The 20,983-nt window shown below is 61.5% G+C and carries 20 protein-coding genes; 7 read left to right on the top strand and 13 right to left on the bottom strand.

What is annotated here, in order from left to right:
* The first annotated feature begins 30 nt into the window (after positions 1 to 30).
* Entirely contained in the window at positions 31 to 1,674 is a 1,644-nt protein-coding gene (groL, locus tag F0P96_RS19330; RefSeq protein WP_151080635.1) for a chaperonin GroEL, read from the top strand.
* A gap of 92 nt (positions 1,675 to 1,766) precedes the next feature.
* Here groL and F0P96_RS19335 read toward each other — a convergent pair whose 3' ends face one another.
* On the bottom strand, positions 1,767 to 3,395 hold the full coding sequence (locus F0P96_RS19335; RefSeq protein ID WP_151080636.1) for a peptide MFS transporter: 1,629 nt from the start codon (positions 3,393 to 3,395) through the stop codon (positions 1,767 to 1,769).
* Positions 3,396 to 3,627: 232 nt separating this feature from the next.
* The gene (locus F0P96_RS19340; protein WP_151080637.1) at positions 3,628 to 5,055 is read right to left on the bottom strand and encodes a peptide MFS transporter; all 1,428 of its coding nucleotides are present in this window, start codon (positions 5,053 to 5,055) and stop codon (positions 3,628 to 3,630) included.
* Between the two features lie 269 nt (positions 5,056 to 5,324).
* Between F0P96_RS19340 and pckA the strand changes: the two genes are divergently transcribed.
* Both pckA and F0P96_RS19350 read left to right on the top strand, forming a co-directional pair.
* Entirely contained in the window at positions 5,325 to 6,950 is a 1,626-nt protein-coding gene (gene pckA / locus F0P96_RS19345; protein ID WP_151080660.1) for a phosphoenolpyruvate carboxykinase (ATP), read from the top strand.
* 72 nt (positions 6,951 to 7,022) lie between these two features.
* Positions 7,023 to 7,388, top strand: a complete 366-nt coding sequence (locus F0P96_RS19350; protein ID WP_151080638.1) for an immunity 8 family protein — start codon at positions 7,023 to 7,025, stop codon at positions 7,386 to 7,388.
* A 53-nt stretch (positions 7,389 to 7,441) separates the two neighbouring features.
* Here F0P96_RS19350 and F0P96_RS19355 read toward each other — a convergent pair whose 3' ends face one another.
* Positions 7,442 to 8,392, bottom strand: coding sequence for an NmrA/HSCARG family protein (locus tag F0P96_RS19355; protein ID WP_151080639.1), 951 nt, complete (start codon positions 8,390 to 8,392; stop codon positions 7,442 to 7,444).
* Between the two features lie 236 nt (positions 8,393 to 8,628).
* On the opposite strand from F0P96_RS19355, the gene F0P96_RS19360 reads away from it, so the two are divergent.
* Positions 8,629 to 9,111, top strand: coding sequence for an SRPBCC family protein (locus F0P96_RS19360; RefSeq protein ID WP_160619929.1), 483 nt, complete (start codon positions 8,629 to 8,631; stop codon positions 9,109 to 9,111).
* Positions 9,112 to 9,187: 76 nt separating this feature from the next.
* On the opposite strand, the gene F0P96_RS19365 is transcribed toward F0P96_RS19360, so the two are convergent.
* Positions 9,188 to 10,330, bottom strand: coding sequence for an SDR family oxidoreductase (locus tag F0P96_RS19365; protein ID WP_151080641.1), 1,143 nt, complete (start codon positions 10,328 to 10,330; stop codon positions 9,188 to 9,190).
* Between the two features lie 139 nt (positions 10,331 to 10,469).
* On the opposite strand from F0P96_RS19365, the gene F0P96_RS19370 reads away from it, so the two are divergent.
* Positions 10,470 to 11,303: a S1/P1 nuclease gene (locus F0P96_RS19370; RefSeq protein WP_151080642.1), complete on the top strand. Its 834-nt coding sequence runs from the start codon at positions 10,470 to 10,472 to the stop codon at positions 11,301 to 11,303.
* Here F0P96_RS19370 and F0P96_RS19375 read toward each other — a convergent pair.
* A complete protein-coding gene (locus tag F0P96_RS19375) occupies positions 11,300 to 11,737 on the bottom strand; it encodes a GNAT family N-acetyltransferase (RefSeq protein ID WP_167291250.1) in 438 nt (145 codons plus the stop codon). The two genes, F0P96_RS19370 and F0P96_RS19375, sit on opposite strands and share 4 nt — an antisense overlap.
* A 130-nt stretch (positions 11,738 to 11,867) precedes the next feature.
* Between F0P96_RS19375 and F0P96_RS19380 the strand changes: the two genes are divergently transcribed.
* A complete protein-coding gene (locus F0P96_RS19380; RefSeq protein WP_151080644.1) occupies positions 11,868 to 12,569 on the top strand; it encodes a 16S rRNA (uracil(1498)-N(3))-methyltransferase in 702 nt (233 codons plus the stop codon).
* Between the two features lie 17 nt (positions 12,570 to 12,586).
* Here F0P96_RS19380 and F0P96_RS19385 read toward each other — a convergent pair whose 3' ends face one another.
* Entirely contained in the window at positions 12,587 to 13,993 is a 1,407-nt protein-coding gene (locus F0P96_RS19385) for an RtcB family protein (RefSeq protein ID WP_235917533.1), read from the bottom strand.
* A gap of 238 nt (positions 13,994 to 14,231) precedes the next feature.
* Between F0P96_RS19385 and F0P96_RS19390 the strand changes: the two genes are divergently transcribed.
* Entirely contained in the window at positions 14,232 to 14,894 is a 663-nt protein-coding gene (locus F0P96_RS19390) for a DUF4159 domain-containing protein (RefSeq protein ID WP_420840985.1), read from the top strand.
* A 39-nt stretch (positions 14,895 to 14,933) separates the two neighbouring features.
* On the opposite strand, the gene F0P96_RS19395 is transcribed toward F0P96_RS19390, so the two are convergent.
* The 7 genes from F0P96_RS19395 to F0P96_RS19425 form a co-directional block, all read right to left on the bottom strand.
* Positions 14,934 to 15,506, bottom strand: coding sequence for a hypothetical protein (locus F0P96_RS19395; protein WP_151080647.1), 573 nt, complete (start codon positions 15,504 to 15,506; stop codon positions 14,934 to 14,936).
* A 32-nt stretch (positions 15,507 to 15,538) separates the two neighbouring features.
* Positions 15,539 to 16,444, bottom strand: coding sequence for a bifunctional transcriptional activator/DNA repair enzyme AdaA (locus F0P96_RS19400; RefSeq protein ID WP_151080648.1), 906 nt, complete (start codon positions 16,442 to 16,444; stop codon positions 15,539 to 15,541).
* 53 nt (positions 16,445 to 16,497) lie between these two features.
* Entirely contained in the window at positions 16,498 to 17,586 is a 1,089-nt protein-coding gene (locus tag F0P96_RS19405; protein WP_160619925.1) for an alpha/beta hydrolase family protein, read from the bottom strand.
* Positions 17,587 to 17,686: 100 nt separating this feature from the next.
* Positions 17,687 to 18,244, bottom strand: a complete 558-nt coding sequence (locus F0P96_RS19410) for a 1-acyl-sn-glycerol-3-phosphate acyltransferase (protein WP_151080650.1) — start codon at positions 18,242 to 18,244, stop codon at positions 17,687 to 17,689.
* A gap of 33 nt (positions 18,245 to 18,277) precedes the next feature.
* A complete protein-coding gene (locus tag F0P96_RS19415; RefSeq protein ID WP_235917534.1) occupies positions 18,278 to 19,090 on the bottom strand; it encodes a patatin-like phospholipase family protein in 813 nt (270 codons plus the stop codon).
* 7 nt (positions 19,091 to 19,097) lie between these two features.
* Positions 19,098 to 19,943 carry an MBL fold metallo-hydrolase gene (locus F0P96_RS19420; RefSeq protein WP_151080651.1) on the bottom strand — a complete coding sequence of 282 codons (846 nt, stop codon included), beginning with the start codon at positions 19,941 to 19,943 and terminating at the stop codon, positions 19,098 to 19,100.
* A gap of 102 nt (positions 19,944 to 20,045) precedes the next feature.
* On the bottom strand, positions 20,046 to 20,267 hold the full coding sequence (locus F0P96_RS19425; RefSeq protein WP_151080652.1) for a hypothetical protein: 222 nt from the start codon (positions 20,265 to 20,267) through the stop codon (positions 20,046 to 20,048).
* Positions 20,268 to 20,983: the final 716 nt, after the last annotated feature.

Below are 20,983 nucleotides of genomic sequence, written 5' to 3' on the forward strand. Positions count from 1 at the left end.
TCCGACTTTAAAACCAAGACAAGCCCAACAATGGCAGCTAAACTGGTTCAATTTGACATTGAAGGCCGCAACAAACTCGTTGCCGGCGTAGACAAACTGGCTAACGCCGTAAAGGTAACCCTGGGCCCGAAAGGCCGCAACGTGGTTATCGACAAGAAATTCGGCGCCCCCACCATCACCAAAGACGGTGTGACGGTGGCCAAGGAAATCGAGCTGAAGGACCCCGTGGAAAACATGGGCGCCCAGCTGGTGAAGGAAGTAGCCTCGAAGACGGCCGACCAGGCCGGCGACGGCACCACCACCGCCACGGTACTGGCCCAGGCCATCTACCGCGCCGGTCTGAAGAACGTAGCCGCCGGCGCCAACCCGATGGACTTGAAGCGCGGCATCGACAAGGCGGTACACGCCGTGGTAGCCAACCTGAAAGCCCAGTCGAAGAAGATTGAAAACTCGTCGGAAATTGCCCAGGTAGGCACTATCTCGGCCAACAACGACGCGGAAATCGGCAAAATGATTGCCGATGCCATGGACAAAGTGGGCAAGGAAGGCGTCATCACGGTGGAAGAAGCCCGCGGCACCGAAACTGAAGTGAAGACGGTGGAAGGCATGCAGTTCGACCGTGGCTACCTCTCTCCCTACTTCGTGACCAACGCCGAGAAGATGGAAGTGGAGCTCGACTCGCCCTACATTCTGATCTACGACAAGAAGGTCAGCACCATGAAGGAGCTGCTGCCGGTGCTCGAGCAAGTGGTGCAGACGGGCAAGCCCCTGCTCATCATTGCCGAAGACGTGGACGGTGAAGCCCTGGCGACGCTGGTGGTAAACAAGCTGCGTGGCTCGCTCAAGATTGCCGCTGTGAAAGCCCCGGGCTTCGGCGACCGTCGCAAGGCCATGCTGGAAGACATTGCCGCCCTGACCGGCGGTACCGTTATCAGCGAAGAGCGCGGCTACAAGCTGGACAATGCGACCCTGGATTACCTCGGTCAGGCCGAGAAAATCATCGTTGACAAGGACAACACGACCATCGTCAACGGCAAAGGCGGCAAAGACGAAATTGCCGGCCGTGTCGGTCAGATCAAGGCCCAGATTGAAACCACCACGTCGGACTACGACAAGGAGAAGCTGCAGGAGCGCCTCGCCAAGCTCTCGGGCGGTGTGGCTATCCTCTACATCGGTGCCAGCACCGAGGTGGAAATGAAAGAGAAGAAAGACCGCGTAGACGATGCCTTGCACGCTACCCGCGCCGCCGTTGAGGAAGGCGTGGTGCCCGGCGGCGGTGTGGCCCTGGTGCGCGCCCTGGATTCGCTGGAAGCCGTTGACACCATCAACAGCGACGAGCGCACCGGCGTGAACATCATCCGCACGGCCCTGGAGGCTCCGCTGCGCACCATTGTGGCCAACGCCGGTGGCGAAGGCTCGGTAGTGGTGCAGAAAGTGCGCGACGGGAAAGGCGACTTCGGCTACAACGCCCGCGAGGACCGCTACGAAAACCTGATGGCCGCTGGTATTCTCGACCCGACCAAGGTGACGCGCCTGGCCCTCGAAAACGCGGCCTCGATTGCCGGCCTGCTGCTGACGACCGAGTGCGTGATTTCGGAAGAAGCCGAAGACAAGCCCGAAGCCGGCCACGCCGGTGGCATGGGCGGTATGGGCGGCATGGGCGGCATGATGTAATTCAAGCCGTCGGCTGCTGGCTGTTCGCCGTTAGCTTAAAAAGCCCCGCTGGACTTGCGTCCGGCGGGGCTTTTGCTTTTAGTCGGCTAGCGCTAAGCCGCGGAATCCGGTTCGCTCATCAGGCGCGTGAGCCGGCGCTGAATCAGGAACAGCACCAGCGAAGAAGCAAACGACAAGGCCACGAACATCAGGAAGAACTCGTAGAGGCCACTGATTTCGACACCCAGGAAGTGCGGTGCGGCTTTGCCCGGCTCGGGGTACAGGCCGCTGAGCACGCCCGCCAGCTTGTTGCCCGCGGCGGTGGCCATAAACCACACCGCCATCAGCAACGACGCAAAACGCAGGGGGGCTAGTTTGTTGACCAGCGCCAGCCCGATGGGTGACAAGCACAACTCGCCGAAGACGTGAAACAGGTACATGGCAATCAGCCAGAACATGCTCACTTTGGTGCTGGCCACCACACCGTGCACACCGAAGGCAATGATGAGGTAGCCCACGCCCAGCAGCAGCAGCCCGATGGACATTTTCAGCGGCGACGACGGGTCTAGACCGCGGCGGCCGAGCGTGGTCCAGCCGACGGCAAACAGCGGGGCCAACAGGATAACAAACAGCGCGGGGGCCGACTGGAAATACGAAGCGGGCATGGTGTAGGCGCCCAGTTGCCGGTCGGTTTGCTCGTCGGCGAAGAACGTGAGCGAGGCGCCGGCTTGCTCGTAGGCGCCCCAGAAAAAGATAACGAAGAAGCTCAGGATGAAAATAACGTAGATTTTCTCTTTTTCGCGGGCAGTCAGGGAGGCGTCGGACAGCACAACCAAGGGCACCACCAGCATGGCCGCAAACACCAGCGCCCCGAACCAGTCGCGGTCCATGTACCAGGCAATGGCCGCGTACACGGCCGCAAACAGCGCCGCCAGCTGCAGCAAGCGGCCGGCGCTGATACCGGTGGCCGGCGCGGCTACGGTTTCGGCCCGCACCGGGGCATCGGGCGTGCGCGGCACCACGGGCGACGCGGCCACGCGGCGCTCGGGCCGGGCACCCAGCGGGGCGCCGTGGGCATCGACCACGTACCGGTGCTTGCACAGCTCGAAAATGGCCGTAGCCAGCAGCATGCCGAAACCGGCGGCCAGAAAGCCCCATTTGAAGTCGGCCGGGTTCTTTGTGTCGCCCAGGTAGCCGCACACCAGCGGCGCCAGAAACGCGCCGATGTTGATGCCCATGTAGAAGATGGTGTAGGCCGCGTCGATGCGCTTGTCGTTGGCCGGGTACAGCGAACCGACCATTGAGGAAATATTGGGCTTGAAAGAGCCGTTGCCAAAAATCAGGAAACCCAGGCCCAGGAAAAACAGCCATTGCTGCGTGGTTCCGGCTTCGGCCTGCCCCACGACGTACAGCGAAGCGCTACCAAACAGGCAAAACTGGCCCACCGCCATCAGCAGGCCGCCAATGAGAATGGAGCGGCGGTTGCCCCAGTAGCGGTCGGCGAGGTAGCCGCCGAGCAAGGGCGTGAGGTACACGAGGCTGGTGTAGTTGCCGTAGAACCTGGATGTCAAGGCCTTGTCGAACAGCAGGGCTTTTCCCATGTACAGGCTCAGCAGCGCCCGCATGCCGTAGAAGCTGAACCGCTCCCACATTTCCGTCATAAACAGCACGTACAGGCCCTTCGGGTGGCTGGTGCTAGCGACGGAAGCCGGCGGCTGACTAAGAGTAGAGGTTGATTGCATGCAGCAAGGTAGAGGGTTGATGATGAACAGAAGTCGGGAAGAAGGCGCGTGTGCAGCAGGCACTTTGCAAGGCGACAGGCCGCCAAGTGTACGCCGGTGTACGCCAGCCGACATAAGGAAGCCGCAGCAGTGCGCTGGGTTGCGTGCCGCGGGCCCGAAACCAGGTTAGCCGATGTTAAAAAGCCCCGCCGGAATTCTCCAGCGGGGCTTTTTTGCAAGAAGTCAGCAGCCGTTAGCCGCGGCCGTGCATCATGTGGAACAGCTTGCGGGCCACGAGGATGAGCAGCAGGCCGGCTCCAATTACGAAGGCGGCAATCAGGCCGAACACTTTCAGGGCGCCTAGCTCTTCTACGTAAGCGGCAATGTAGCCACCGGCAATCTGGGCCACGAAGGGAGCCAGGAACCACACCCCCATGAGCATGGACGTGAGCGACACCGGCGAGAGGCGCGACACCATCGAAAGGCCGATGGGCGACAAGCACAGCTCGCCAATGGTGTGAAAGAAGTAGGTGGCCAGCAGCCACAGGATGCTGGCTTTAATGGTTTGGTCCTGCACGTCGCCGCCGCGCTGCATCACGGCACCTACCATGAAGAGGAAGCCGGCACCGAGCAGAATCATGCCCAGGCCCATTTTCACCGGAATGCTCAGGTCTTTGCCTTTGCGGCCGAGGGCCAGCCATACGCCGGCCGTCAGCGGGGCGAAGGCCACGATGAACAGCGGGTTTACGGACTGGAACCACGAGGTCGGAATCAGGAAGCCGAACACTTCGCGGTTGATGTACTTATCGGTGTAGAGCGTGAGCGACGAACCGGCCTGCTCGAACCCAGCCCAGAAGAACACCACAAACAGCGTCACGATGAAAATAACGGCCATGCGGTCGGTTTCTTCTTTCGTGAGCGGGGCTTTCACCACCGTTTTGTCTTCGCCGTGGCCTTCGGGGTGCAGGCCCACGTCGCCGAGGTATTTCTTACCCAGCAGGTTGAAGGCCAGCTGACCGATGATCATGCCGATGCCCGCAGCCAGGAAGCCGTAGCGGAAGCCGTAGTTGCTGATCTGGGTGACACCGTTGACCACCGTTTTGGTCGCAAACAGGTCTTCGGCCAGGAAGCCGCACACCAGCGGGGCGAAAAACGCGCCCACGTTGATGCCCATGTAGAAGATGGTGAAGGCGGCGTCGCGCTTCGGGTCGCCCTGCTGGTAGAGCTTGCCCACGATGGTCGAAATGTTCGGCTTGAAGAAGCCGTTGCCCAGAATGAGCAGCAGCAAACCCAAAGCCGTGGGCCACGGCATGCCCAGAATGGCCGGCTCGGTAGACAAGGCCGGCTGCATAAACAGGCAGATTTGGGCAATGGCCATGGTTACGCCGCCAATGAGAATGGCGCGGCGCTGCCCGATGTATTTATCGGCCAGCCAGCCGCCGATGATGGGCGTGAAGTAGACAAACCCGGTGAAGAAGCCGTACAGCTTGGTGGCACTGACCTCCGGAATGCCCAAGCCGCCCTCGGCGGCCGTTTTGGTGAGGTACAGCACCAGCAAACCACGCATGCCGTAGTAGCTGAACCGCTCCCACATTTCGGTGAAGAACAGCAGATACAGGCCGGGGGGATGCTTAGAGCTCGTCGGAGTGGGCGCCGGCGCTTGAGCGGTTGCTACTTGCATGAGTGCGTGGAAGAAGTGGTTGGGAGGTGAATGAGTGGAAACAAAAAAGCCCGGCAGCGGCCGTACGGAGCTGAGGGCTTACGGGTAAATCTATAAAATCTTTCGCTAACACGCCCCGCAACCCTGCGTAGAGTGTGCACCCACTCCCCCCGCAAGCAAATACGCAAACCGTCGGCTGAGGCTGCCGATTTTCGTCTATTTTTGTCTCGGATTTCCCCATTTCCCATTTCCCACTCTCCCCACCTACCCTACCTACCGCGTTGTTTATGATGGAAACCAGCACTTCCGCCGCTGCTCTGGACCGCCTCAAGCCGCTGGGCATCACCCAGGCTCAGGAGGTTTGTCTCAACCTGACGCCCGCCGAGCTGGTGGAGGAAGCCCTCCGCAACGGCGAAGGCACCCTCACCGACACGGGCGCCCTGATGGCCGACACGGGCAAGTTTACCGGCCGCTCGCCCAAAGACCGTTTTGTAGTGCGCGACGCCAACACCGAAGACAGCGTGTGGTGGGGCGACATCAACATTCCCTTCGACGCCGACAAGTTTGACCAGCTGCACCAGAAAATGGTAGCCTACCTGGCCGACAAGAAAATCTACGTGCGCGACGCCATGGCCGGGGCCCACCCCGACTACGAGCTGAAGCTGCGCGTGGTGAACGAGCTGGCCTGGCACAACCTGTTCTGCTACAACATGTTCCTGCGCCCCGAAGAAGGCGCCGACACCAGCTGGACGCCCGACTTCTCCATCATCTGCGCCCCCGGCTTCGAGGCCGACCCGGCCGTGGACGGCACCCGCCAGCCCAACTTCGCCATCCTCAACTTCACCAAGAAGATGATCCTGATCGGCGGCACGGGCTACGCCGGCGAGATGAAGAAGGGCATCTTCGGGGTCCTGAACTACCTCCTGCCCCACGAGCACAACACGCTGCCGATGCACTGCTCGGCCAACGTGGGTGCCGACGGCGACGCGGCCATCTTCTTCGGCCTCTCGGGCACGGGCAAAACGACGCTGTCGGCCGACCCGAACCGCGGCCTGATTGGCGACGACGAGCACGGCTGGATGCCGGGCAACGCGGGCATCTTCAACTTCGAAGGTGGCTGCTACGCCAAGGTTATCGACCTGAGCCGCGAGAAAGAGCCCCAGATCTGGGACGCCATCCGCTTCGGCTCCATCGTCGAAAACACGCGCTTCATCCCCGGCACCCACACCGTTGATTACGCCAACAAGTCGGTGACGGAAAACACCCGCACCGCCTACCCCATCAGCTTCATCGACAACGCCATTGAGCCGTCGGTGGCCGGCGTGCCGAAGAACATCTTCTTCCTCACGGCCGACGCCTTCGGCGTGCTGCCTCCCATCTCGCGCCTCGACAAGTCGCACGCCATGTACCACTTCATGTCGGGCTACACGGCCAAGGTAGCAGGCACCGAAATGGGCATTACCGAGCCGCAAACGACCTTCTCAGCTTGCTTCGGTGCTGTGTTCCTGCCGCTTCACCCCACCAAGTACGCCGAAATGCTGGGCCAGAAAATGGAAGAGCACGAGGTGAACGTGTGGCTGATCAACACGGGCTGGAGCGGCGGCAGCTACGGCGTCGGCTCGCGCATGAAGCTGCCCTACACCCGCGCCATGATTACGGCCGCGCTGGAAGGCAAGCTCAACGACGTGGAATTCCACAAGCACCCGATTTTCGGCGTGGAAGTACCGGTTTCGGTGCCCGGCGTGCCCACCGAAATTCTGGAGCCCCGCAACACCTGGGCCGACAAAGAAGCCTACGACAAGACTGCGGCTTCCTTGGCTGATAAGTTCGTGAACAACTTCAAGAAGTACGCCGACTTCGCCAACGAGGAAATCCTGGCCGGCGCCCCGAAAGTGGCGGTTGAGGCTGGCGCATAAACCTTCCAGCTTGGTTTACGAAAAAGCCCCGCCGGCAGCTGCCGGCGGGGCTTTTTGCATTATAATAGCGGCATGGTCGCTGAATTAAGAAGTATTGAAACGATAGACGGTGAATCTCTGACTACATACAGGCCGGAGCGAGTTGAGTGTTTTTCCTTATCCATTCGTCTTTTTGTTGGCCCGACGGGTGAAGCATCGTCGGATGCATTCGATCTGGAGGTAGTCACACCTCAATGGCTTCTTGAAAATGACTCGGATGAGCCGCTAATTGGCAGGCACATGCTGATTGTACCAACATATAATCCCAACAAAATCAGCCACTTCTTAAGCCGGTGTATCAGCCGATGCCACGGCGACACCTGGGAAAGAGTGGCAGAGTTGGTTAGCCGCATTGCCTACTGGGAATTTGAAGATTATCGGACCCCAGCCGGACAATAAAAGAAGTCCTACCAACGGCTTCTGGCGGGACTTCTTTTCGCTTTTCAAATAAGTTACGCCAGCGGCAAACGCTCTTTGTTTTCAGCCAGCCAGGCGTCGAAGGATTGCAGCTGCGGGTTCAGTTCGCGCGACAAAGCTACGTCGCGGTTGGCCACGTAGGCGTGCTCAAAGTCGCGGTTGGCCTGGAACATGTTGCCTAAGTCCTCGGCGCCTGGGAAGCCGAAGCTGCGGTAGGCGGCCGGCTCCACGGCGTGGTAACGCACTTCGCGGCCCAGTGCCCGCGTGAGCGACTCGGCCATTTCCTGCCAGGTACGCTGTTCGCCGGCTATGCCCACGGTCTTGCCAATCATTTCCGGGCCCTTCTTGAAAATGCCGTAGGCGCAACGGCCGATGTCTTCCACGGCAATGGTGGAGAGACGCTTCTCTCCCATCGGAAACACAATGGAGAGGTTGCCTTCGGCGTCGGGCCGGGGGCCCATGCCAAAGTGAATCAGGTTTTCCCAATAGAACGAAGTCAACAGGAAGGTGGTGGGCACGTTTAGGTCGCGGAAAAACCGGTCGGCTTCACCCTTGGCGTCGGTGTGGGGAACCTTGTAGTGGCCGTGCAGCGTGGGCATGCGGTCGTCGTCGAGCGGAATCCAGCGGCGCGTGTCCTCCAGCGTCGACCAGATGACGTGCTGCAAGTTGGCGGCTTTGGCGGCTTCGGCCATGTGCTGCACTTCGGCCAGCTCCCGCTCGGGCGAGAAATGGTCCCAGAAAAACGTGACGAAAAAGGCCCCGTAGGCGCCCTGCAAGGCCCGTTGCATGCTTTGCGGATCGTCGATGTCGGCCTGCACGACTTCGGCGCCCAGGCGGGCCAGTTCGCGGGCTTTGTCGGAAGCGGGGTTGCGGGTGATGGCGCGCACGGCAAACTCGCTCTGGGCATCGTGCAGAATGGCGCGGGCCAGGCCTCCGCCCTGGGCACCGGTGGCGCCGAACACGGCAATGATTTTTTTGTCGGACATGAGTGTTGGATTAGCGGTTGTTGGGCAAACCTTGACTGCCGACAAAAGTAGAGCAGCCCCCAAACATAGAAAATCACATATACTGGTGACCGCCAACGACATCAATGCCTTTGCACAGACGCGGCAGCTGGGAGCCGACACATGATTGTGCGGTTGTGCCGCTGGCCGGGGTGGCCCACTTTTGCCCCGTTGAACGGTGGCGGCCACCCCAAGCGCCACCTCACGTCCTCCTCGTTATGCACACCCTCACAGACCGCGCAGTAGTAACCGTAGAGCGCAGCATCAGCATCGCCGCCGACGCCGCCCAGGTATTTGCCTTCGCCGCCGACCTACGCAACGACGCCGCTTGGCGGGCCGAAGTACACGGCACCCAACTAAACACGGCGCAACCCGGGCCCGGCAGCATTGCCACCGAAGACGCTTTTCTCTCGGCGAAGCGTCCGCACTCCCTCACACAGCTGCACTACGTAGCCTACGAGCCCAGCCGCTACATGCACTGCACCACCGCCACCGATGCGCCCGTGTGGATGAGCGTGGAGCGCACGTTTCGGGCCCACGGCCTTGCCTCTACCGAGTTTGTATACTCGCTAACCTTTGAAACCCGCCTGGTGCAAGAGGCCCTGGGATTTGCGCCGCCCCGCTGGTTTTTGCGCTGGTACACGGGCCTGATGATGGGGCGCTACCAACGCCAACTCAAGCGCCTGATGGAGAAGCGCTAAGGCACGACTGCCGTATTACGCAACAGGCCCCGCCGGCATATGCCAACGGGGCCTGCAGTCAGGTATCAGCCCGCGGCTACGGCATGTCGTAGTGCTTGGCTTGCGAGTTGTAGTCCGGGCGCTGGGCGTAATCGAACGTCGGCTCGGTGCCGCCGGCGGCATACAGTGTGGAGTGGCCATTGCTGGTGCGGCGGCCATCGGAACTACCGCTTTTGGCTTTGCTCAGCCACGTAGCCAAAGCCAAGCCGGCCCCCACGGCCAGCGCCGTTTTCAGCACCGGGCTTTTGCTGGTTACGGCTTCGGTGTAGTAACTCGTTTCGCGGGTGTGGCCGGGGTAATTGCCACGTTCTTCGAGGGCGCCCATGGGGCGGTCGAGGGCGTTTTGGTGGATGGGGCGCGGCGGGTAATCGGCCTTTTCCTGCTTGACGAAGGACGTCTCCATGAATTTGTCGAGCAGGCCGGGCGTCCAGTGCTCCATGCCGATGAAGGCGCGGCCCCCGCCGCCCACCACCACGCTCCGCTCGTGGGTCGCGCAGCAATGCAGAATGGCTTTGGCCACGGTTTCGGGGGCGTAGGCGGGCGGGGCATGCTTGGCCTCGCGCTCCATGAAGTTTTTGGCGTGAATGGGGTACGGCGTGTCGATGGCGGCGGGCTGGATGAGCGTGACCGAGACGGGCGCACCGTCCATTTCCAACTCCATGCGCAGGCCGTCGGTGAAGCCCTTCACGGCGTGCTTGCTGGCCGAATAGATGGTTTGCAGAATGGCCGTAACGTCGGACAGAATGCTGCCTACGTTGATAATGGCGCCGCCTTTCTGCTTGAGGTGCTTGGCCGCTTCCAACGAGCCGTTTACCAGGCCCCAGAAGTTCACGTCGAAGAGCTTGCGCATGTCTTCGATGGGCGTGTCCTCCACCTTGCCATAAATGGACACCCCGGCGTTGTTCACCCAGGTATCGAAGCCGCCGAAGGTATGCTGTGCGTGCTGCGCAATGCTGCGGGCGGCGTCGGGCTGGCTCACGTCGGCCACCACGTAGGTAGCCTGCCCGCCAGCCTGCTTGATTTCGTCGACTAACTGGCGCAAGGCTACTTCGGAACGGGCGGCCAGCACCAGCTTCGCGCCTTTTTTGGCGGCCAGCCGGGCCGTAACCAAGCCAATGCCCGACGAGGCACCGGTGATGACGATGACTTGATCCTTTAGTTTTTTGAGGTGTAGTGCCATTGGTTGTGGATTTAGGCGTGATTGGTTGTAAGCATTCTTCTACGGCTCGGCAAAGGCTTAGATACACGCAATTTTTCTCGGACCTTTGCGGGTCCCGGCCGGCCATTTCGGCGCTGCTGGGCTTTTTCTTCTGCGATTCATGCTTCTTTTTTCCCGCCTTTTCTCGCGCCGCTCGGCGTTTCGTCCCGCGCCGTTCCGCGTGTTTGCCGGCATGCTGGCCCTGCTCCTCGCCCCGCACCTGCTTCAGGCCTGGGGCCGCGAAGGCCACCGCACCATTGCCCTGATTGCCGAAAAGCACCTCACGCGCAAAACCGCCGACCAGATCAAAGAACTGCTCGGCGACAAGGCCATTTCCGACGTGGCCTCCTGGGCCGACGAAGTGCGCAACCAGCCCGAGTACAAAGGCACCGGCCCGTGGCACTTCGTGAACCTGCCGCTGGGCATGGGCTACGCCGATTTCGCGCAGCAACTCAAGGATAAGTCGGAGCCCAATGCCTACCAGGCCCTGCGCGACAACCTGAAGCTGCTGGCCGATAAGAAGCAAACCAAGGAGAAGCGCGCCGAGGCCCTCAAGTTTGTGGTGCACCTCGTGGGCGACATTCACGAGCCCATGCACGTGAGCCGGGCCGAAGACAAGGGCGGCAACGACATTCAGCTGCAGTTCCAGGGCCAGGGTACCAACCTGCACCGCATGTGGGACAGCGGCCTGATTCATGCCCAGGGCCTGACCGACCAGCAGATGGCCGAGGCCTACGACCACCCCGAGAAACTGGTGGCCCAGCAGTGGCGCTACGCCGGCTCCGAGCAGTGGCTGTTCGAGTCGTACTTGCTGAGCACCAAGCAGTACGCCGCCGCTCCCAACGGCAGCACCCTCGACGAACAGTACTACACGGCCAACATTGCCGACGTGCGGCTGCGCTTGCAGCAAGGCGGCATTCGGCTGGCCGAGGCGCTAAACAAGGCGCTGGATTAAGCGTTGCTTCGATCTGGCCGGTTGCTCCACTCCAACAACTCGTAGTCCCCTTCGGCACTTTGGCCCACGGTAATCGGGTACCAGCCGTGCCGTTGGTAGAATGCGCGGGCCCGCCGATTCTGCACCAAGCACTTAAGCTGGTAAGGCGGCGGCAGCCGAGAGGTGATGCTCGCCAGCAGTTGGCTGCCTATGCCTTCCCCTTGCCGTTCTGGGCTCACGTACAAATGGTGCAGAAACCGGGCTGGCTCCCACACAGAGACGAACCCTACAACCGAGCTGCTGAATTTATCGGCTGCTACGAATACGGTTTCACCGGCGGTCTGATCTTGAAACTCCTTTTCCAAGGACTTGACCTTGGTTGCAGTAAGCCAGGGGAAGGCGGCCTCGCGCGTCCGCGCAAACAACTGGGCCAGTGGAACCAAATCGGAAGGCAAGGCTGGGCGAATAACAACCGTCATAGCAACGCGAATACCCCGGCAAGCTAGCAAAACCGGCAGAAGCGTAGCTTTCCAGCGCGTATTCATTCACGGCACCGTCTGTTCGTATTCCTTTACGCTAGCTCCCATGCCCCACACCTTCTACGCCCCCGACCTCGCCGGCCTGGCCTACACCCTGCCCGAAGACGAAAGCAAGCACGCCGTGCGGGTGTTGCGCCTGCGCGAGGGCGACGCGGTAGAGCTACTCAATGGCCGCGGCGGCATATTTCGGGCCGCAGTGGCCGAGGCTGAAGCCAAGCGTTGCCAGCTGCGCATTGTGGGCGAGCAGCAAGTACCGCGTCGGCCCTATTTTGTGCACGTGGCCGTGGCGCCCACCAAAAACCTCGACCGCATGGAGTGGCTGGTGGAAAAAGCCACCGAAATCGGCATCGACCGGCTTTCGTTTTTGCGTTGCGCCCGCTCCGAGCGCCGCGACCTGAAGCTGGAGCGCCTCGAACGCATAGCCGTCAGCGCCCTCAAGCAGTCGGGCCAGGCATGGCTGCCGCAACTGGATGAGCTGACGGATTTTGCCGCCTTTGCGCGCACGGTGCAGCCGGCCACGACTTTCATTGCCCACCTGGAAGCGGGCGAACGGACGGCCCTCAGCCAGGTAGCCGCTGCCGGTCCCGCCTGCTGCGTGCTCATCGGCCCCGAGGGCGACTTTACGCCGGCCGAAATCGAGTTGGCACTGGGGCAGGGCATTCGGCCCGTCACGCTGGGAGCTTCGCGGCTGCGCACCGAAACGGCGGCTTTGGCGGCCGTTTTTACGGCGCACATTGCCCGCGAGTAACCATTATGTGGGTTCGTTTATTCGTCCGTTAGCGCCGAGCAATCGGCTTGGGTGTCGAGGGCAGCCTGCCGTGCGGCTTCCTTGGCCAGCTTTTTCTTTCGCCAGGGCGCATCCTGCTCCCAGTCGCCGGCCATGATGCAGCCGTAGGGCAGGATTTCATCGACAATGGTAGCCAGGTTGAACTGCCCAATCTGCCGCTTCACGTCGTCGGCATCTTTGTAGGCGCTGGGCAGCTCAGAAATATCAATCCGGTTGAAGTAGAAGCGGGCGTCGACACCCCGCGTTTCTTCGGCAAACAGCTCCTCGTTGGTCCAGCCGCTCTTGCTCATTTTGTGTCGGGTACGGCTCAGGTTGCGGCCGGCGCCGTGGGGCGCGAAACCCAGGTTGTTGCCGGTGGTAGTTCCCTCCACAATCAGGATGGGCTGGGCCATGTTCAGCGGAATGATGCGCGGACCGGTAATGTCGGGCAGGAATTTGGGGGCCAGGGGCGTAGCGCCCTTGGCGTGGTAAAACAGCTCCCCGTCGCGGAACACGAAGTTGTGTTCGTTCCAGTACCGCTGCTGCACCGCCGCCCCGAGCTCGGCTGCAATAGCGTCGTGCAGGCACAGGTGGTTTTGCTTGGTCCACTTCCGAATGGTTTGCAACGCCGCCCAGTACTGCTCCCCTTCCACCGTCTGGCTCGGAATCCAGGCGTTGGCCGGAGCCGTTTCGGGCGACAGTTCCTGCCGGAATCGTTCGGCCACCTGCATGCCCTTGCTGTAGAGGGCCGCGCCCGGACCACGCGACCCGTGATGGGTCACGAGCACCGTGTCGCCGGTAGCGCGGGAAGTGCCCACGTACAGAAAATGGTTGCCGTCGCCTTGAGTACCCAGATGTTCCTGGGCAAAATTCAGGCTGCGCAACGAATTCAGAAACGGGTTGGCCTGAAACTCCGCCAAAATATCGGCTGGCAGGGCAAACTGCTTTTCGGCTGGGCGGCCGCCGGGGCCAAAGTGCGTAATCTGCTGGGCCACGTCCAACACGCGCTTCGGCTCCACTGGGCCCAGGTTGGTGAGCATCACCGAGCAGCAGATGTCGGCGCTGTGCATGCCGGGGTGAATGGCGTTGCGGGTGGCCACGATGCCGCCTACCGGAATGGTACCCAACGGGCCCGCCGGGCAGGCATCGGGCATGATGGCCCCGGTCACCACGGTGGGCGTGCGCATGAGCAGGTGCATCGACTGCTTCACGTAGTCGATGTTGGCCTGCTCCACCGCCGTATCCGCACTGATATTCTCGTGAAAAGCCACCGGCGCGGCCAGCAGTGGAATTGCTGGCGCGGGCTTCATGGTATCGAGGTAAGCCAGCAGGGCCTCGTCCGCCAGACCGTGCGCGTTGATGTGCTCCAGGGCTTCTTTAAACCATTTGCCCGGCTTCAGGCCCATTGCCACTAACTCTTTACCCGTCACCATTTTTTCGAATCGTTTCTAAAATTCTGCCTTTTGACAACTCAGGCGAAGGACAAGAAACGAAATTAACGGGAAGCATTCTTCAAGGCCCGAACTCCGTCAATGACACACGTATTTCGCTTGGTAGCGGAAAATAGCCCCTTTCCGCAGCCCTGAACTTTCCGCGCCACCCTTTACTTTGTACAGAGGCGCTGCTCTGCCTTTCCATCCCATGCTGAAAAACCTCCTGCTCGTTCTGGCGCTGCTCTTTTCCCTCTCGGCCGCTGCCCCCGTAGCGCCCAGCTTCCGCATTGCCCGCCTCGAGTACGGCGGGGGCGGCGACTGGTACGGCAACAAAACCTCGCTGCCGAACCTGATTCGTTACTGCAACCAGACGCTGAAAACCAACATTGCGCCCGACGAAGCCACCGTGGAGCCCGGCTCGCCCGAGCTGCTGCAGTACCCCTTCGTGCACATGACCGGCCACGGCAACGTGGTATTTACCGACGCCGAAGCCAAAAACCTGCGCCGCTACCTTACCGGCGGCGGCTTTTTGCACATCGACGACAACTATGGCCTAGACAAGTTCATCCGGCCCGAAATGAAGAAGGTGTTTCCCGAGCTGGACTTCGTGGAGTTGCCGTTCTCCCACCCCATCTACCACCAAAAGTTCTCCTTCCCCAAGGGCCTGCCCAAAGTGCACGAGCACGACGGCAAGCGCCCCCAGGGCTTTGGCATCGTCTACAAAGGCCGCTTGGTGTGCTTCTACAGCTACGAGTGCGACCTGGGCAACGGCTGGGAAGACGTGGGCACCTACCCCGGCGACTCGCCCGACAAGCACGACCAGGCCCTGCGCATGGGTGCCAACCTGCTGGCCTACGCCCTGACGCAGGAATAGCGCATCCAGCCCAGTACGGCCAGGAAGTTACTGCGTCACCTAATAATCACGCCGCTGCAGCACTTCTGCCAACACAAACGCGGCACGCACATCGGCCGGGTTGCGCAGGCGCGCCGCTACCTCGGCGGCTGTGGTAACGGCGGGGCGCTCGGCGGCTTGGCGGCTCCAGTAGTCTTCGTGGGGGTGCGCCTTGCTCACGCGCGGCAGCGACGAGGCCCGGCGGGCTTCGGCGACGACCGGGGTTTCCTGGCTGCGGGCCACGCGGCGAGTAGCCGGCTCTTCGAGGCTGCGGGCGGCCCGGTCGGGCACTTCGAGCGTGCGCGGTGCAGGCGCAGTTTCGCGAGGTACAGCCCGCCCCGCGGGCGTGGTTTCGGCAGGCGCAGCGGATTGCCCACGCTGGTTCTGCTGCTTCATTTGCTGCAGCAGTTCCTCAAACGACGGCGCCCCGGGCGGGCGCACAGGCCGGGGGGCTGAGGTACGTTGGTCGGGGCCAGGCAGGCGGCGCTCCTGCGCCTCGCGGCGCATGGTTTCGCGCGCCTTCCGCACGAGGCGCACCACAAACACCACCAGACCAAACAGGATGAGCAGCAGGGTTTGCAGTTTTTCGGGCATGGCGGTGGGGCTAAACCAATGACGCCCTTAAGCTACGCGAATTGCCCGGCTTGGCGTTCAGCTTGCGCCATTTCCCACCCAATCAGCGCCTTTTTGGTGGTCGTGCCCCATCGGTACTCGCCCAGCACGCCCTCTTTGCGAATTACGCGGTGACAGGGAATCAGGTAGGCCACGGGGTTGGCCCCTACGGCCGAGCCGACGGCCTGCAGGGCTTTGGGCTGCCCAATGGCCTGCGCAATGTGCTGATAACTTACCAACTGCCCCTCGCCTATCCGCAACAGCGCTTCCCACACTTTCACCTGAAAATTGGTACCGCGCACCAATAAGTGCAGCGGCTGGCCGGCCGAGGGCGCAAACGCCCGGGACAGCAGCGGGGCCGTTCGGGCAGTATCTTCTTCAATATGCGCTTCGGGCCAGGCCTTGCGCAAGTCGGCCAGAGCAAGACTGGTATCGGGTTGCTCGGGCGCCAGCAAGGCCAGCCCGCAGATGCCCCGCTCGGTGGCCGACAGCAACGCCGGGCCAAACGGTGTGTCGTGCAGGCCGTAGGCAATGCGCACGCCCGCGCCGCCGGTACGAAACTCGTGCGGGGTCACGGCTTCCAGCGTCACAAACAAATCGTGCAGGCGCGAGGGCGCCGAAAGGCCGGCCGCTTCGGCAGCCTCCGTCAGGCTACCGGTTTGGGCAAGGCGCTGCTTCAGGAAATCGGCCGTGAGGTACTGCACAAACCGCTTGGGGCTGATGCCGGCCCACTCGCTGAACAGCCGCTGGAAGTGAAACGGGCTCAGGTGCACAGCCGCGGCCACATCGTCGAGGCTGGGCTGCTGCCGAAAATTCGCCTCCAAAAACCGGATGGCCCGGGCCACACGCTGGTAGTCGGTGAGCGGCTGGTCGGCAGCGGGCAAGGGCGAAAAAGCGGGCGGAAAAAGCAACGTTTGCATAGGTGTAAAGCTACGCCCGGCTCCACGGCCCGGCCAACCCGATTCTTGCGGAGTTAACGGTCCGCCGTGTCGATGCGAATGTCGGGGTAGCGCTGCCCAAGCTGCTGGAGGGCGTTGGGAGATTGGCCGCGCAATTCGGCGTCGAAGAAAGCCGTCAGCAGCGCCGCAGTCAAGCGCAGGCCCTGCACACCGTCGACTCGACCGAAACGGTTGCGGCGCAGTTTCTCGGGCACGGCGGCCGGAGGCAGCAACGCCGCGTCCTGAAAATTGCTATGGTAGAAGCCCGGAAGCCATATCCGGGAGGATTTCGGCGCTGTGCGCCTCAGCCGGTCCCACACGTCTTGGCGACGGGCCTCCGAGCGGTCCTGCTGCGCCCACGCAGTCACAGGCTGGTTAGGTAGCCCCGGTGGCTCTGAAGTCAGGTAGAGCACATGTTGGCTAAGCGTACCCGTCGTTTCGGCCTCGTCGAAATCCCCGTCAAGATTGGCCACGGCCCGCAGTTGGGGAGCTAGCTGACCAGCCCCGACGGCCGCTGCCCCGCCAATTGAATGCCCCAGCGCCCCCACCCGGCTCAGGTCCAACCGGCCGTTCATCGGGCTACCCACAGTTTGATTCAGGCGCGGCAGTTGCTGGAGCACGAAGCGAAAATCGGCCACGAGCGGCGCGTGCTCGTGGAGGCCTGTTCCTTCGAGTAGTTCCCCGCTTTGCAGCTGTACCACGCCCGCGTACTGCGGCGGTGCCCAGGCCACTACGGCATAGCCTTGGCTGGCCAGTTCTTCGAGCAGCGTGCTATAATCAGTCGGCAGCCAATGTAGGCCAGGGGCAAACAGCAACACGGGCAACGCCCCCGCCCCCGGAGCCGCCGGTGCATTGCGTACGGCCGTGGTACGCAGCCCCAGCAACGCCGTAGCGGCACCCGGGCCTAGCCGGCGGCCTACCAGTTCGCGGTAGCGCTGCGACCATGCCGGCTGCGACAGCACGCTATCGGCCGGTGCAACGCTGCCGGTTTGCGCCGTGGGGTAATACACCCACAGCGGTAGTTCCCGGTTCCGCGCGGGGTCTTTCCAGTAGTAGAACGTGCGGCCTACGCCAAACGGCCCGCTGGGCGCCGGCAGCTGAATATTGGCTACGGGAAGCTGCACGGCGGCCTGGTCAGTAGAGCCCGAATGGCAGGCCGCCACACTCAGCCACGCCGTCAACAATAAGCTACAATAACGCATAGCAGTCATGAAGCATCCCAACTTACCGCACGCCCTGCTCCGGGAAACGGCCCTTTTTGGTGCGGTAAAAACTCTGGATTTTCTCCAGGTCCGCCTCGTAGTTGCCGGTGGGGTACACGGCGGGACCCACGCCGGCTTCTTTGTTGGCGTAGTCGAGGTAGCCGAGCAGAATGGGTACCCCGGCGCCCATTGCGGCGTGGTAAAAGCCCTTGCGCCAGCGCGGCTGGTATTTGCGCGTGCCTTCGGGCGTCACCAGAATAATCAGCTCGGGGTACTGCTTAAACAGCTCCACCATGGTTTCCACGGTGCTGTTGTTCTTGCTGCGGTCGATAGGTAAGGCCCCTAGGCTCATGATGAGCTTGCCGAGCACGGGTATTTCGGTCCACTCCTTCTTGATGGTGAGGCGCACGTCGCGGCGCATCAGGAAGAAAGCGGCGCGGGCGTACATGAAGTCCCAGTTGCTGGTGTGGGGCGCGGCAATCATCACGCCTTGCCGAATGTCGGGCGGAATAACGGTGCCCAGCCGCCAGCCGGTAATCTTAAACCAGAACTTGGAAAACGCCAGCCAAAAGCCGTTCATAAACGCAGGAAAGAGCCGTAGGAAAAGCCAAAACTACCCAAAATCCACGGCTGGTGCGGGTTTTTCCACCAGCGCCCGTAGCTCCCCGGCCCGCGCCAGCGTGTAGCGGTAGCCGATATCGAACAGCTCGGCGGCGTGGCGCAGGTCCAGAATGCTGAAACGACGCAGCTCCGCTGGCTGCAGCACCAGCTCGCAGCGGGCCATGCGCGGCGCCACGTTGGTGCTGATGGCCAGAAAAAACGTGCGTTCGGCCACGTGGCGCATGGTGGTAATGGGCGCTTCGAGGTTGAGTACGTTGGTGTGCACGCCCACCACGGCTAGATCGGCGCGGCCTTCCAAGGGTTCTATGGGAAGGTTGTTGAGCAAACCGCCGTCGACCAGCACCCGCCCTTGGTATTCCACGGGTTGAAACACCACCGGCACGGCCGAGGTGGCCAGCAGCGCCGGCGTGAGCAGGCCTTCGTCGAAGTACACCGTTTCGCCGGCCGCCAGATCGGTAGCAGCCAGCGTTACGGGCAGGCGCAGGTCGGCAAAGGTTTGGTTGCCGGGCAAATGAGCCGCAAACAACCGCTCCAGCATCGACACCCGCACCAAGCCCCGCCCGAACGCCGGGCGTAGCAACCGCAAAAAGCGCGTATCGGTGAGCAGCCGCAATACCTCCCGCGGCGGAATACCGGCGGCATAGAACACTGCCGCCAGCCCACCCGAGCTGACGCCCGACAACCGCCCAATGGGCAATTGCAATTCGTCGAGGGCTTCCAGCACGCCCAAATGGGCAATGCCCCGGGCCGCCCCGCCCGACATGGCCAAGCCCAGCTTGCGGGGCGTAGGGTTCGATTCGCTCACCAGCCGCTTACAGATCCGTGAGGCGCAACGTTTCGGCCAGGCGCACGCCGCGCTCGGTACGCACCACCGTGCAGGCCTCTACTTGGGCATCGTGCTCAAACACCAACACCCAGTTTTCGGCCGCCGCCCGCTCCAGCAGCAGCTCCTTCTCGCTCAGGGTTTGCAAGGGGCGCACGTCGTAGCTCATCACGTAAGGCAGCGGCAAATGCCCCGCCGAAGGAATAAGGTCGGCTACAAACGCCAGCGTACGGCCCTTGTAAGTAACGACGGGCAGCATCATCTGCTCGGTATGTCCGTCCACAAAAACCAGGTTCTGCAACATGGGCAGGGACGCCCCAAAGCTATTGGGGGTCAGAAATTGCAGCTGCCCGCTTTCCTGAATTGGCAGGATGTTTTCCTTTAAGAACGAAGCCTTTTCGCGGGCGTTCGGCTGCACGGCCCATTCCCAGTGCGCCTGGTTCGACCAGTACGTGGCGTTGGGGAAAGCCACTTGCAGCCGGTCGGCCGCCGTACGCACCACGGCGCCGCCGCAATGGTCGAAGTGCAAGTGGGTGAGCAGCACGTCGGTAATATCAGCCGCAGTAAAGCCCAAATGGCGCAAGGATTTCTCCAGCGTGTCGTCGCCGTGCAGGTAAAAATGCCCGCGAAACTTGGCGTCCTGCTTGTCGCCGATGCCGGTGTCGACAAGTACCAAACGGCCGGCGTCTTCCAGCAGCAGGCAACGCAGGGCCCAAGTGCACATGTTGTTGTCGTCGGCGGGGTTGAGCTTGTGCCAGAGCGACTTGGGCACCACGCCAAACATGGCGCCGCCATCGAGCTTAAACAGTCCGGTGTCGAGGGAATAGACGTTCATGGGCGCAAGATGCGTAAACACCCAGTCAAGCCCCAAAAAAATACCCGCTCCGGTAGCCATCGGGTACCGGAGCGGGTATCAGCTCGCAAGCCGAAGGGTGTATTAGTGTACCCACGCCAGCAGCCCGCGGAACGGGTTACCTGCACCCTTGTAACGGGTGTAGTTGGGGCGGTGAACATAGGCCTTTTTCCGCTGCATAGCCCGCGTGCTGCGCGGCATGGGACGCGCTGCCGTCACCGTAGTCCCCGCGCCATGTGCCTCCACCGAAATTGAACCGCCGCCAAAAACGAGCAGCACTGCAAAGAGAAGTACAAACTTGGACATAAAACAGAAAAAGTAAAAGTGAAAGAGTGATTCAAATATAAAACTATTCCAAGTAATTCGACCATATACAGGCAAATAAATTTTGTTATTTCAATATCTCACCAGAAATTAATGAACAAATACAATTCTATAATAAGATTTAATCAACTAATCACACACGATAGTCACCACCGCAAAACAGCTTCTTGATATTGTACTTACCCGCATTCCTGAGCCTTCGACCTAGATTTTACCCACCACATCAATATGTGGTATCTTCTACGAGCACGACCTCGTTCATTACAAGAGCAACTTGGCCGCTAAGGCTTTCCTGCTTTTGTGTATGCACGACGGATATTTACTCGAGCTGGGCTTTGAGCCGTGGGAAGCTGCTCACCAGTGGCAAACGAGCATGTACATTCACCGTCACACCGCCCGCGACGGTGCGCGGCTGTATATCTCAGTTCCGAACAAGTCGGTTCCCGCTCGCGCTACATCCACGGAGCAAGCCTTGTTGGCCCAAACGGTTCAGGCCTTTTTCCGCAAACACGGAGGCCAATCGATTGCGCCTCCCTCCGACCTGCGGACCTTGGCCAACTAAGCGAGAGAAACTGCAAAGCCAGCAACACCTTATAAACCGGCAATAACCGAAAAAGGCCACCCGCACATGTGCGGGTGGCCTTTTTGCGGTCCGGACGGGACTCGAACCCGCGACCTCCGCCGTGACAGGGCGGCAT

The sequence above is a fragment of the Hymenobacter busanensis genome (assembly GCF_008727865.1).
Lineage (GTDB): Bacteria > Bacteroidota > Bacteroidia > Cytophagales > Hymenobacteraceae > Solirubrum > Solirubrum busanense.